The organism is Maribacter sp. HTCC2170 (assembly GCF_000153165.2).
Classification (GTDB): Bacteria; Bacteroidota; Bacteroidia; order Flavobacteriales; family Flavobacteriaceae; genus Maribacter_A.
Map to the genome: position 1 here is coordinate 1,328,083 of NC_014472.1, position 14,681 is coordinate 1,342,763.

Annotated in this window: 6 protein-coding genes; 5 read left to right on the forward strand and 1 reads right to left on the reverse strand. The window is 38.5% G+C overall.

The annotated features are described in order from the left end of the window. The first annotated feature begins 54 nt into the window (after window positions 1–54). From FB2170_RS05960 to FB2170_RS05980, 5 genes are all read left to right on the forward strand, one after another. On the forward strand, window positions 55–3,288 hold the full coding sequence (locus FB2170_RS05960) for a SusC/RagA family TonB-linked outer membrane protein (protein ID WP_013305628.1): 3,234 nt from the start codon (window positions 55–57) through the stop codon (window positions 3,286–3,288). Window positions 3,289–3,299: 11 nt separating this feature from the next. Then, on the forward strand, window positions 3,300–5,183 hold the full coding sequence (locus FB2170_RS05965; protein ID WP_041633078.1) for a RagB/SusD family nutrient uptake outer membrane protein: 1,884 nt from the start codon (window positions 3,300–3,302) through the stop codon (window positions 5,181–5,183). A gap of 98 nt (window positions 5,184–5,281) precedes the next feature. Next, entirely contained in the window at window positions 5,282–8,590 is a 3,309-nt protein-coding gene (locus FB2170_RS05970; protein ID WP_013305630.1) for a VCBS repeat-containing protein, read from the forward strand. Between the two features lie 74 nt (window positions 8,591–8,664). Next, window positions 8,665–10,512 carry a glycoside hydrolase family 36 protein gene (locus FB2170_RS05975; RefSeq protein WP_013305631.1) on the forward strand — a complete coding sequence of 616 codons (1,848 nt, stop codon included), beginning with the start codon at window positions 8,665–8,667 and terminating at the stop codon, window positions 10,510–10,512. Window positions 10,513–10,572: 60 nt separating this feature from the next. Then, the gene (locus FB2170_RS05980) at window positions 10,573–13,485 is read left to right on the forward strand and encodes a PVC-type heme-binding CxxCH protein (protein ID WP_013305632.1); all 2,913 of its coding nucleotides are present in this window, start codon (window positions 10,573–10,575) and stop codon (window positions 13,483–13,485) included. A gap of 11 nt (window positions 13,486–13,496) precedes the next feature. Here FB2170_RS05980 and FB2170_RS05985 read toward each other — a convergent pair whose 3' ends face one another. After that, window positions 13,497–14,666, reverse strand: coding sequence for a multiheme c-type cytochrome (locus FB2170_RS05985; RefSeq protein ID WP_013305633.1), 1,170 nt, complete (start codon window positions 14,664–14,666; stop codon window positions 13,497–13,499). Between the last annotated feature and the right edge of the window lie 15 nt (window positions 14,667–14,681).

A 14,681-nucleotide genomic window follows, 5' to 3' on the forward strand; every position in this document is an offset into this window, starting at 1 on the left:
AAAACCAAGGTACCTATAAAACAGAAATAACTAACAACCTAAGAACCTAAGTTTATGAATTACGAATCAAAATTTAGAAAGAATGGCATATTGCGAAAATGTGCATTCTTAACTACGATTTTATTTTTTAGTGGATTACTGATTTCAGCAGTCCAGGCCCAGGAAATTCAAGTTTCTGGTACTGTAACTGCAGCATCAGATGGACAACCCCTACCAGGGGTATCAATAGTTGATGTTAATGATGCTACCAAAGGAGCGGTAACAGATTTTGACGGAAACTATGTAATTACAGTTGATGGCAATAGTAGCCTACGGTTTAGTTATATAGGATTTACTCCTGTAGAAATGGCCGTTAACAACCAATCCAGCTTAAGTGTGGCGATGCAAGAAGATGTTGCCAGTCTGGATGAAGTTGTTGTTGTTGGTTATGGTACCCAGAAAAAAGGAACATTGACTGGTTCTGTTGCAACTGCTTCTGGTGAACAATTGGAAAAATCATCCTCCCCTAACCTTGCTTCGGCGCTTTCTGGTAAGGTAGCGGGTGTATTTGTCGATACTGGTAGTAATCAACCTGGATCAGACAATTCCGCCATTAGGGTTCGTGGTACGAACACCTTTAGAAATTCATCAGCACTAATTGTAGTTGATGGTATTCCTAATAGAGCGGGAGGAATCAATAGAATTAATCCAGCTGATATTGAAAGTATCTCGGTTTTAAAAGATGCTTCAGCTGCTATCTACGGTGCGCGAGCTGCGAACGGTGTAATCTTAATTACCACAAAACGTGGTAAAAAAGGAGCTCCAACGGTTAAGCTTACTTCAAACTACGGATGGCAAAGTTTTACCGAACTTCCAGAGATGTTAACAGGTGCAGAATACATGGACCTCGTAAACGTACTTAATGTATACAAGCTTCCTACATCAGAGTGGGATGCCGCACATGCTGGTCGTGGCGCACCTTATACACGTGCAGATAATGGTGAGGTTGTTAATCCAACTTTTGGTAATGAGAGAATTGCTAATACTGAGGCGGGTGATGACCCATGGCAGTATCCTGATACGGATTGGTTTGATGAACTACATCGCAGAAATGCGCCTATAGCTCGTCAAAACATCCAAATTTCTGGTGGTACAGAGGATATCAATTATTTAGCCTCATTAGGTCACTTTACACAAGAAATCAATTTTGTAGGTGCTCCAAAAGGATTTGAAATGTTCGATTTACGATTGAATCTTGATGCGAACATCAATGAATACTTGAAAATGGATGTTGGTTTGTACGGTAGACAAGAAGATAATCGTACAGCGACAAGACAAAACGTAATTGGTGATTTAATAAGACAATACCCTTGGTTTCCTGCCTATTGGCCCACTGGAGAATTTGGACCTGATATCGAAAACGGGAACAACCCAGCGGTTAGAGTTACCGAAGGGCCTGGTTATAACGATAATAGCCGTACATATACACAAAGTAATATTGGTCTTACCTTAAAAGTTCCTGGAATTGAAGGTTTACAATTAAGAGGTAATGTATCTTTTGACAGATTCAGCTATAAACGTTCACTATGGAACAGGCCTTGGACTTTGTATACCTGGGATGGAGTTAACAGAGACTCTTCTGGTTTAACAGAAGCGCAACGTGGTCCTGGAGATCCAAGTTTGACTGAAGACCTTACTGATCGTACCGACTTTACGGCAACCCTTAACGCCTCTTATGAAAAAGAGTTTGGCGATCACTATTTGAAAATTTTAGGAGGGGTAACCAAAGAACAAAATGAGCAGAGTTTCACTAGGGCTTTTAAGCGGTTTTTCTTATCCAGTGACCTTGCCCAATTGGATTTTGGTGGTACTGAAGGACAATTTAGTCAAGGTAGCGCATTTGAGCGTGCTCGTTTAAACTATTATGGTCGTATTAATTACGCCTTTCAAAGTAAATACTTATTGGAATTGTTATTTAGATATGATGGCTCAGACCTTTTCCCTAAAGATACTCGATTTGGATTCTTCCCAGGAATGTCAGCTGGTTGGGTAGTGTCGGAAGAAGATTTCTTCAAAGAAAGCATCCCTTGGTTAGATTACTTTAAACTTAGAGGTTCATGGGGGCAAATGGGTAACGACAACGTTGATCCATATCAATTCAACGCTTCATATGCATTGTCATTTACAAGTCTCGAGAGTATTGTAACTACGGCTAATGAGAACAAAGTAGCCAACCCAGACGTTACATGGGAAACGGCAACTTCAACGAATATTGGGTTTGACCTTAAAGCGCTCGATAATAAACTATCCCTTGGTTTTGATTATTTCATCAATAAAAGAGAGGATATTTTAACCAGACCAAATTTAACTTTACCTGACTATAGTGGTATTACTCCGCCAAACGTAAATATTGGTGAGTTTGAGAACAAAGGATTTGATATTTCCATTGGCTATAATAATACTACATCATACGGACTTAACTATAGTGTAACTGTTAACTTTAGTGACTCGAATAATAAATTGCTCTTCTTTGACGAACCAACTTTGGCCGATCGTCCATGGCAAAGACAAACCGGAGGGGAAATAGGAAGACCACTTCTTTACGATTTTGATGGCGTTTTCCGTACACAGGCTGAGATCGATTCAGAAACATTGGATTATAGCGAGGTTGCCCCGGTTTTAAAACCAGGTGATGCGCGAGTAGTTGATTTTGACGGTGATGGTAGAATTACCGATGCAGATAAGCGTCGTACAGGAGGTAGTGCATTTGCAGATACACAGTATGGTATTAACACATCCTTAGACTATAAGAATTTCGATTTTAGTATGTATTGGGCTGGTGGTGCCGGTGGTTATATCAACTATGAGTGGTCCTTTATGTCAGGTACCTTGGCTAACGTTCAGCGTGATGTTAGAGACAGAGCTTGGTCTTTGGATAATATTGACGCCCCTTTACCAAGATTGGCAGATAGAGGTGACCAATGGTATTCAGGACAAACTGATGGATACCTACTTACAAGAGATTATATTCGTTTAAAGAATTTGGAATTGGGTTATAGCTTAGATGATGATCTTGCCAGTAAAATTGGAGCTAAAAGCATACGAGTTTCAGCATCAGGTACCAACCTTTTAACCATTACTGATTTCCCATTCGATCCTGAAACTTTAGATATTGACAATGGGACACTTAACAACAATGGTATTAACCAAGGTGGATCCCAGATTGGAGTAAGTGGCGGTAGACAAACTGATGGTAGTGCTTATCCATCATTAAAAACATTTAATCTTGGACTTCAAATAACTTTTTAAAAACTATGAAAATGAGAAAGAGTATTTTAAAATCTACAGCGTTGATCCTGTTCGTTTTTATGGCGATAGGATGTAACGAGGACTTTTTAGACACGACCCCGCTAAATGAAATTGCTGAAGATGCAGTGTGGGCCGATCAAAATTTGGCTGAAGCTGCAGTACTTGATTTGTATCAAGGTACTTGGGCAGGAACCCTTACAGAAGAGGAAACTTCTGATGCGTATACTGATAATGCTGTTTTTACCCACCCTGGTCGTGGTGTAGACGGGTATACTGAAGGAAAAATGACGGCTGCGGGCAATTATTTAGGACGTGACTGGTTAGACAACTGGGGAGCATTGTACTCCTTTATTCGTGGTGCTAACCTTGCAATTGCCAACCTTACAGCGAATGAAGCTGGTTTTGATCAGGGTTTTGTTGATCAACTATTAGGTGAAGCCTATTTTATGAGGGCACATTTTTACACTAATTTGGCGAGACAATATGGTGGGTTGATTTTATTGACCGAACCATTGGCTCTAGATAGCGAGGCAAATAATCCAAGGTCTTCATGGGAAGCTACCGTAAATCTGATTGTTTCAGATTTGAATCAAGCAATTACGCTATTGGATGGTGCTCCTGTTAGTCCTGCAAGGGCTCACAAGCTTACTGCCCTCGCAATGAAATCAAGAATATTGACACATGCGGCCAGTGATTTATACGACGCAACAAAATCTGCTTCTGTATCCACTATTTCTGGTTATGGCAATAAAGATTTGATTCAATATACCAGTGGTACTCAAGATGCTAGATGGACGGCGGCAGCAGCGGCCTCAAAAGCACTATTGGATGAGCACCCTGGCTATAAATTGGATTATGCGGCTCCTGCCTCTCAGGAAGAAGCCAAACAAAACTATGACGATATGTGGATCCAAGGTGATGATAATGTAGATTTCATCTGGGGTCGTTTGGTCGAAGAGTTTGGTTTTGATTCAAGAACTTATGAAGGTGGTGACGGATGGTCGCAAGGGCCTGGAATGTTCGCATTGAACCAAGGACCTAATGGGTATCATGAATGGGCTGGTACAACTCCTACCGAAGCGTTGGTATCAAAATACACAATGTCAGATGGTACTGAGTTCGATTGGGGTAACCCTGCACATTCAGCAGATCCTTATGCTGATCGTGAAGCTCGTTTTTATTCAACTATTCTTTACGATGGCGCACCATGGAAAGATAGAACAAGTGATGTAGTCACTCATGATAATTTCAATGAGATACAGACTGGTTTCTATACCTTTACAGATGGTACAGAGTTCAACGGATCACCAATTAAAAATGGTGTGGACACACGTCAGGGTCCTATTGAAGATTGGAACGGTTCAAGGACTGGTTATTATTTCAGGAAATTCTCTGATCCAAACCAACCTGCCTCTTGGCCTAACGATTTGCAAAAGATAGATTCACCATATCTAAGGCATTCAGAGATTCTATTGAATTATGTTGAGGCTCAGATTGAATTGGGCGATGAAGCTGAAGCCATTTTATGGTTGAATAAACTAAGGTACAGAAATGGCTTGCCAGGTGTTACGGCAACAGGAGATGCACTTAAGGAATTGTATAGAAGAGAGCGTGACAAGGAATTGGTGAATGAAGATGCCAGACTCTTTGACATGAAACGCTGGCTTGAAGGTCCTTATTCTTTGGACAAGCAAGTACAGACAGTCTTGATACAAGCTACACAAACAGGTCCTGTAACTGAATATAGACGCGATCCTGCGGCATGGGATTATACATATACTCCAACGAATATTGTTTTTGAAAACAGACAATGGTTGGATAAAGTATATTTCTTGCCAATAGCGCAATCTGAAATCGATAAAGATCCATCTTTAATACAAAATCCAGGTTACTAGTTAATTATTCCAAATATTAGCAAATTAGTAGGATGACCTCGTATGATAAATACGGGGTTATTCTTATTTTTATATTACCATAATTATATTCTACAAAGATGAAAAATGCATTGTTCTTCATTGTTTTTCTAATGTTGGTGTCTTCATGCGAAAAAAAACACGACACCTTATTTACGAAACTAGATGCCCTAGAAACGGGTGTTGATTTTAAAAATGAATTAAACGAAACCCATAAACACAATTATTTTACAAATCCATATATGTATTTGGGTGGAGGGGTTTCCGTAGGTGACATTAACAATGATGGTTTAGAAGATATCTTTTTTAGTGGGAACATGGTGCCTAACAAACTTTACCTTAATAAGGGCAACATGGAATTTGAAGATATTTCAGAAAATGCAGGGATTTTAGGTGATGAACGCTGGTTTACGGGAACCACATTTGTAGATATAAACCGAGATGGTTACTTGGACATCTATTGTTCCGTCAATGGGAAATTTCCCCCACACAATAATTTGCTATATATCAACAATCAAGACAATACTTTTACTGAAAAAGCTTCGGAATATGGGATTGACTGTGATGGGAATAGTATTCAATCAACATTTTTCGATTATGATAAAGATGGGGATTTAGATCTATATGTAATAAACTATCCTCCAACTAGTTTTATTGCTCCAGTTCCATATTATGCACATAAACTAGAAAACCATGAATTAAGTGAATCTGACCGCCTTTTCCGTAATGATAATGGACATTTTACCGATGTAACTATTGATGCCGGACTGAGTAATTTTGGATTAAGTCTTGGTGTAGTTGCAGCTGATGTGAATAATGATGGGTACACCGATATTTTTGTTTCAAATGATTTCAATGCCCCTGACTTCTTATATATCAATAATCAAGACGGCACTTTTACAAATCAGATAGACACTAGCCTACAGCAAACCTCATTCTTTGGAATGGGTGCTGAGATTGCTGATTTTAACAATGATGGGCATATGGACATTTTTCAATTGGATATGTCAGCAGCAGATCATTTTCGCTCAAAGGCCAATATGTCATCAATGAATCCTGATGCCTTTTATCAATCTGTAAATATAGGGCTGCATCATCAATACATGCAAAACTCACTTCAATTGAATCGCGGCAATTCTAATGGTGAGCTTCCTGTATTCAGTAACGTTTCACGCTTGGCCGGTGTTTCATCCACTGATTGGAGTTGGGGTGGCTTACTTGCCGATTTCGATAACGATGGATGGAAAGACCTCTTTGTTACTAATGGTATTAGACGTGATGTTAACAATAAAGATTTTTATGGCAAATACAGAGCATTCTTCGACAAATTGGAAAACTCCCCTGACTACGAAAACAAGGAGGAAGAAGTAGGTCTCTTGAACTATTTAAATGAATTGCCTTCCGAACGTTTGAGCAACTATATGTTTCAAAACGATCATGATCTTACCTTTACCAAAAGAACAAAAGACTGGGGCTTTGAAGAAAAAACTTTTTCAAATGGTGTTGCCTATTCAGACTTGGATAATGATGGTGATCTTGATTTGGTCATTAATAATTTAGAGGACACTTCCAGTATTTATCGAAACAATAGTTCTGATACAAACCAGCTAACGATTAATTTAAATGGGGATGGCAAGGTTTTACCCAATGAAAGCAAGGTTGCTCTCTATACTCCAGACGGAATACAGGTACAAGAGCATAATGTTGTGCGCGGCTACATGTCCTCGGTAACACCTCTACTCCACTTTGGATTGGGGTCTACTAACAAAATTGACAGTGTCTTGGTTACCTGGCCAAATGGATCAATAACCAAGATGGATAATGTAAAAGCAAATCAAAGGTTGACCATTAATTATGATGATTCCAAGGCCTTTGCCCGTAGCTCTGATAAATCTAAAGACATTCCTAAACTCTTTAACACCGTTGATGCTCCAGAATTAACTGTTCACGAAGAGAATCCTTTTAATGATTTTGATGTCGAGATTTTGCTTCCACATAAAAATACCACCTTGGGTCCTGCCCTGGCAACAGGAGATTTAAACAATGATGGATTGGATGATTATATCATTGGCAGTTCAATTGGTAAATCTGCCACAGTTTTTATTCAAGATGATAAGGGTGAATTTTCTGTTTTGCCCATTGCTGATTTGGTAGATGATAAATATTATGAGGATTTAGGTATTTTAATATTCGATGCTGACAATGATGGCGACAACGATTTTTATATTGCCTCGGGCGGTAATGAGTTTGAAGCTGGTTCTCCTGGGTATGAAGATCGTTTTTATGAAAATTTGGGCGATAATAATTTTCGCAGGAATGATGATACACTTCCAGATACAAAAATAAGTGGATTGGATGTGAGTGCATCAGATTTTGACCATGATGGAGACCTGGATTTGTTTGTAGGAGGGCGCTTGATCCCCAAAAAATACCCTTATCCAGCGGATTCACGAATTTTAGAAAACGTAAGTGATGCCTCTGGACCAAGATTTGTGGAAGTAACAGAAAAGGTATTACCAGAATTAAAGTCCCTGGGGCTAGTAACCGCCTCTAGTTGGGTTGATTTTGATAATGACGGATGGGAAGACCTTGTTCTGGTTGGAGAATGGATGCCAGTAAAATTTTTCAAAAATAATGGCGGATCATTCAAAGATGTATCCAATGAATTATTAAGTGATCCTTTATCCGGTTGGTGGTTCGATATCCAAAAAGGTGATTTTGATAACGATGGCGATTTAGATCTTATTGTTGGGAATTTGGGGAAAAACTACAAATACCAAGCTAGCGCCGACAGGCCCTTTAAAATTTATTTGAATGATTTTGATAGTAATGACCAAGTAGATATTGTTTTGGCCTACAAAAAAGGTGATATTGAACTTCCTGTTCGTGGCCGACAATGTTCTTCGCAACAAATGCCAGCGATTAAACATAAATTCAAAGATTATAATTCGTTTGCCAGTGCATCATTGAACCAGATTTATACGAGCAAATTACTTGATGAAGCATTAAGTTACGAGATAACCTCTTTTGCTAGCATCTATCTTGAAAATAATAATGGAGCTTTCACAGCTAAACCGCTTCCCCAATTGGCACAATTTTCAAGTATAAATAAATTCGTGGTGAAAGACTTTGATTCAGATGGAAATCTAGATGTTGTATTAGCAGGTAACCTTTATAATTCAGAAGTGGAAACGCCAAGAAATGATTCAAGTTTCGGGCTATTTCTACAGGGAGATGGAGCCGGGAATTTCACTGCACAAACCATGCTTGACACAGGTTTGAAGATAGTTGGAGATGTGCGGGACATGGAGCTGCTCACAAAAAATGGCAAAAACCACTTAATGGTCGCTAAAAATAACGCCCAACTGCAGCTTATAGAGATAAACTAAAATCATAAGTATCTCTAGACTACTGAATCGCGAATACTTTATATTCGTAAATCGTCTTATAACAAGATTCAAATATGAAAAATTGTATAAACACATTGCTAATTGTTTTCTCTTTAGTTGGCCAAGGAATTGCTTTCGCGCAACAAAATGAACAAGATTTTGAATTAGCAGGTCACAAGATTCAACTTAAAGGGGATTTCGGTGAATTTGATACGACACTTGAAATTGAAAAAATAACTCAAGGACTAGAAATAGTAACCATTACCTTAAATCATACTGAAGGTGCACCACCACCAGAATTTTCATTGAATTGGGCATTGCCATCAAGCGACATTGCAGGGTATTGGAGTACGGGAAGTTTTAATGATAAAACAATTGGCCCAAGTTGGGGGCCATCGGCTGTTAAATCAATGTTGGCGAAACAAGCTCCTGTAATTACATTATTTGGTCATGATGACTCCAATCGACTTACATTTTCCGCTTCTGAAGCCCTCAATACGACTATCCTGAGCTCAGGAATTATGGAAGAAGATGGATTGGTCTATAACAAGGTGACCTTTTTCTCAGAAAAATATAGATCCCTTAAAACATATGAGGTTAAAGTGCGCTTTGACACTAGATCTCAATTGTATTCCAAAGCATTGAATCAAGTAGCCGACTGGTGGGCTTCTTTTGAGCTCTATACGCCGTCACAAGTGCCTGAAGTTGCACGAAAACCTGTTTATTCCAGCTGGTATAGCTACCATCAGAATGTTACGATGAAAAATCTGCTTGCTGAGTGTAGATTGGCCAAGAAAATGGGCTTTGAATCCATTATTGTAGATGATGGGTGGCAAACTCTCGATAGCAGTCGAGGCTATGCATATACTGGGGATTGGGAACCAGAGCGTATACCCGAAATGAAAGAATTTGTAGCTGCCGTACATGATTTGGACATGAAATTCATGCTTTGGTATGGTGTTCCGTTTGTAGGTGAAAAATCGAAAGCCTATGAAAAAATGAAAGGTAAATTTCTAAGATATTGGGATGGGCAAGGCACCTATGTTCTAGACCCAAGATATCCAGAAGTTAGGCAATTCATCATTCAGACCTATATTGACGCTACAGAAGCATGGGACCTTGATGGATTCAAATTGGACTTTATTGGTCGATTTAATGCCGGTAATGATACCGAATTAACTAAGGAGAATGGCCGTGATTATGCTTCAGTAAATGAAGCTACAGATGTACTGATGACAGATTTAATGAAATCATTGCAAGAGATTAAACCAGACATTATGATTGAGTTTAGGCAACCTTACGTAGGACCGGCCATGAGAAAATATGGCAATATGTTCAGGGCAACTGATTGCCCCAACCTTGCATCCGTGAATAGAATAAGGACTTCGGACCTTAGATTTTTAAGTGGTAATACTGCAGTACATTCTGATATGTTGATGTGGCATTATGATGAACCTGTTGAGGTGGCTGCACTACAAATGTTAAATGTGATGTATTCTGTGCCTCAAATTTCTGTACGATTAGAGGATATTCCTGAAGATCATTCTAAAATGATCAAACACTATACTTCTTACTGGCTAAATAATAGTGCGGTACTATTAGATGGCGAGTTCCATGCAATAAGTCCATTAACCAATTACCCTGTATTGGAAGGTTGGAACAAAGACAAAAAAATAACTACCGTATTCAATGATCAAGTTGTTGAAATAAATCAAGAGAAATTCACCCATATTGATGTATTGAATGCAAAAAGATCAACACGATTGATAATAGCTGCTACTGGAGTCGAAAGAAATTTTGATTATGTTATCAAAAACTGCCTTGGAGAGATAACAAGTGAAGATACCATTCAGATTACCCAAGGCACCCATACATTCGAGGTGCCGCCTTCAGGTTTAATTTCCTTTACCGCGAAGGATTAATAAAAGGAGACTCTAATTAGGGTCGTCTTATCAAATTATTGCTAGGCTGTATTAAAACTTATGGTACTACAAAAAAAACATATTGGTAATACAAAAATCGTCCACATATTATTTGTTTGGATGTTGTGTTCAATTCTACTTTCATGTAAAGATTCCAGGACGGCTTCTTTTGAAACGCCCCAATTGGATTTCAAGACTGGCGATAGTAACGGTTTTATACTTCCTGAAGAGTGGCAGGTAACACTATGGGCTGAATCCCCAGACCTATACAATCCAACAAATATAGATGTAGACATAAAAGGTAGAATTTGGGTTACTGAAGCTGTAAACTACCGTGAATTTAATAATGCTTCCGACAAACGCCTCAGTTTTGAAAAAGGTGATAGAATAATGATTTTGGAAGACACCGATGGGGATGGTGTAAGTGATTCCTCAAAGGTATTCGTTCAAGATAAAGACCTAGTAGCTCCCATGGGTATAGCAGTCATAGGTAACAAAGTAGTGGTTTCTTGCGCGCCAAATCTAATTGTTTATACAGATGAAAATGGTGATGACGTTCCTGACAAAAAGGAAATTTTTCTTACTGGGTTTGGTGGATTCGACCATGATCATAGCCTTCATTCCGTTATTGCAGGTCCCGATGGAAAATGGTATTTCAACACTGGAAACGCCGGACCCCACATGGTTACCGACAAGTCAGGATGGCAGCTTCGGTCAGGAAGTGTTTATACGGGAGGAACTCCTTATAATGACGCTAACACCCCTGCTCAAGTAAGTGATGATGGGCATATCTGGGTAGGTGGATTAGCATTACGAATAAAAAATGATGGAAATGGGTTGGAAGTTGTAGGGCATAATTTCCGTAATGCCTATGAATTGGCCTTGGACTCTTTTGGTAACATGTGGCAAAATGACAATGATGATCAGGTAGAAACATGTAGGACCACTTGGTTAATGGAAGGTGGGAATGCAGGTTATTTTAGCCCGGATGGCTCAAGAACCTGGCAGGCAGACCGCAGACCAGGGCAAGATACATTTACCGCACACTGGCATCAAGATGACCCAGGAATTTTACCCGCAGGAGATAATACAGGTGCAGGATCACCAACTGGTGTTGTCGTTTACGAAGGAGATGCTTTTGGCTCAACATATAGAGGTGCCCTTATGAGCGCAGATGCTGGTAGAAATGTAATATTTGCATACCAACCGAGTATGGACGAATCAGGGTTTAAACTTAAAAGACAGGATTTGATTACCTCAATGCAAGAATCTACAGAGGGGTATATCTGGAACGAGGTAGATGGTGACAAGCGCAAATTGTTTAGACCTAGTGATGTAGCAGTAGGAACTGATGGCGCAATTTATATTGCAGATTGGTATGATCCGGTTGTTGGAGGACATCAGATGATGGACAGTCTTGGTTATGGAAGAATTTATAGAATAACCCCTAAGAACAATAATTTAAGTATTCCTGATATTGATATAAATACTACAGAAGGGCAGATTTCGGCACTTTTAAATCCGGCAATAAACGTTAGAAATTTAGGATTTGAAAAATTGTTGAAAAATGGAGATTCTGCATTCGAAGAGGTAATAAAAATATTGGAAAGTTCAAATCCATATCATAAAGCAAGAGCAATATGGCTTTTGCCCCAATTCGGTGAAAAAGGTAAGAAAACAGTAGAAAAAATATTAAAAAATGACCCTAACCCCCGCTTAAGGGTTACCGCGTATAGGGCACTTAAACAATTCAAAACCAATTTACTACAATATGCCAGAATAGCCGTTGATGACCCCTCTCCGGCAGTAAGAAGGGAAGTTGCCATATCCTTAAGGGGTGTCCCTTGGATTAAAAGCAAAGTGCTAATTAATAAGCTAATTAAAAAATATAATGGCACTGATCGTTGGTATCTTGAAGCTCTAGGTATGGCTTTGGAAGGCAAAGAAGATATTGCCTATAAGAACATATTAAAGCAGTATAAAGACCCTTTGGTCTGGCCCACAAACATAGCAAATATTGTATGGAGAATACACCCAAAATCTTCAATCTCTGCTTTGAAGGAGATGGCTATGTCCAAAAAACTAGTTGATAGTTTGAGAGTACTTGCTGTTGATGCAATTGCCTTTATTCCAGACACAGAAGCAGTTGCTGCCATGCTTGATATTCAAAAAAACGAAGAAGACAACAATATTGGTGAACTAGCTAAGTGGTGGGTTAGTTTTAGAGAAAATAATGAATGGTTCGCCCATTGGGACTGGAAAAACCTTGATAATAATAGTAAAACTCTGGTGATTCCAGAAGATATTGCATTGCTTCAGGATAAAATACTCAGTCGAGGGTTATCTATCCAAGAACGGATAGAAGTAGGCAAGGAAATGGCAAGAAGTTTAATAGGAGCCAGGTTACTTATTGGCCTAGCCTCCAATGAGAGTTTGTCCAAAGAAGTTTTAAACGGTATTTCCAGCACAATTCATAACAACCCTGAGTTGGAAATCAGAACATTGGCCAGCTCATACTTCAGAAAAAAAGACAAAAAGAAAATATCATTAAAAAATATTAATTCGCTAATTGGTGATGTTCATAAAGGTGAAAAACTCTTTATCTCAAAATGTGCTTCTTGTCATAAAATTGGCGATGTTGGGAATGATATAGGGCCTGTCTTAACCTCTATAGGTGAAAAGCTTGATATGACTGGACTTATTGAAGCCATCATAAACCCAAGTGCGGCTATCGTTTTTGGCTATGAATCTATAATGGTCAAAACTAAAAGCGGTCAGACATTTTACGGTTTCCTACTTTCAGAAGGAGAAACTACTATTATTAAAGATATGGCTGGAAATAAAACTGTACTCCTAAAAGCAGATATTGAAAGTAGCCAAAAGATGGGAGTTAGTATTATGCCCGATGCTTTAACTTTAAACCTTAAGGAGCAGGAAATCGCAGACATCGGCAGCTACCTACTAAACTTATAGAAGTAGGTTCATTACTTTAATTGATCTTCTGAATATTTACCTATCAAATGTGTTCGAACATAAAAGGAAGTCTCCAAACTATCTTTATTCAACTGAACCATCATCGCCTTGGAGGCTTTTGTAGGCATATGACATGCAATACAGTTGTTGTTCATTTTGAGATTCTCCTCTTCTTGTTCAGAGCATAATGTGCTATTCATATTATGACAACTAATGCATTTAGAATTAAAATAGGCAGAATTATTTCTTTGATTTTTATGGGGGTCGTGACACGTAGTGCAATCCATGTTTTCGGATTGTTTAAAGCATTCACTACTTGTCAATAATCCATATTGATTACCGTGCACGTCTAACTTATCGTTTGAAACCTTAGTTTCATAATTACGGGAATATTCGTTTAAATTTTCACCTGTAAGAAAAGAAAATGGTGTTCCCTTAATTAATTCTCTTCGTAAACCAGAGTGACATTGTGCACATGCATCTAAACGCTGTTGTCTTGATAAGTCCTTTATTTTAAGCATATATTTTGCTTCTTTTGCCTCTGGATTGGCTCTATGATAGACGACATGTTTTTTACTAGGTCTATGACATCGTTCACAATCAATACCATAAACCATCTTTTCCCTATTATATGTATTATGTTTTTTAGAATTATTATTGTTTGCAAAGGTCATATGACATTTTAAACACGCATCTCCTATTGGTCTTGTATAATGATATGTTGGAAAACTAGGACTGTTAACCCAATCATCGGTAGGTGTGTAGTAAGAAACATGTAATTGGTAGAGCTCGTTGTTATCCCAAGTCAGGTATGACTGCCCTTTTACTCCAGAACCAATTACAATATCAAATTTGGAAGGAAAAGTAGCTAAACTCCTATTTTTGATTTTCGTATGCTGAAATAAACTGTCTTCTTTTATTTTCATCTCAAAAGAAACGTCTTTGAGGTCCAATAAGTTTGACCCAGTCTTAAAACTTCCTAAGACATTACTGGTATCAGCAATTGCAGAAGTATTAAAATGAGCAGTTTCTAAATGAGTGCTATAAATTTCTGAATGGCATTCTATACAGGTATCTGAGCCCACAAAATGTTTCCCGCTAAAATGAGTTGCTACTTCCGAGGGATTAAAATAATCTGACTCTTCTACAGGGTTCTTACAGTTATAGACAATAAAAACCATCAATACTATTAGTAT

Excerpts from the sequence above, each read along its gene's own strand:
- FB2170_RS05960 (WP_013305628.1), top strand. The coding sequence starts at position 55 with ATGAATTACGAATCAAAATTTAGAAAGAATGGCATATTGCGAAAATGT.
- FB2170_RS05965 (WP_041633078.1), top strand. The coding sequence starts at position 3,300 with ATGAGAAAGAGTATTTTAAAATCTACAGCGTTGATCCTGTTCGTTTTT.
- FB2170_RS05970 (WP_013305630.1), top strand. The coding sequence starts at position 5,282 with ATGAAAAATGCATTGTTCTTCATTGTTTTTCTAATGTTGGTGTCTTCA.
- FB2170_RS05975 (WP_013305631.1), top strand. The coding sequence starts at position 8,665 with ATGAAAAATTGTATAAACACATTGCTAATTGTTTTCTCTTTAGTTGGC.
- FB2170_RS05980 (WP_013305632.1), top strand. The coding sequence starts at position 10,573 with ATGGTACTACAAAAAAAACATATTGGTAATACAAAAATCGTCCACATA.
- FB2170_RS05985 (WP_013305633.1), bottom strand. The coding sequence starts at position 14,666 with ATGGTTTTTATTGTCTATAACTGTAAGAACCCTGTAGAAGAGTCAGAT.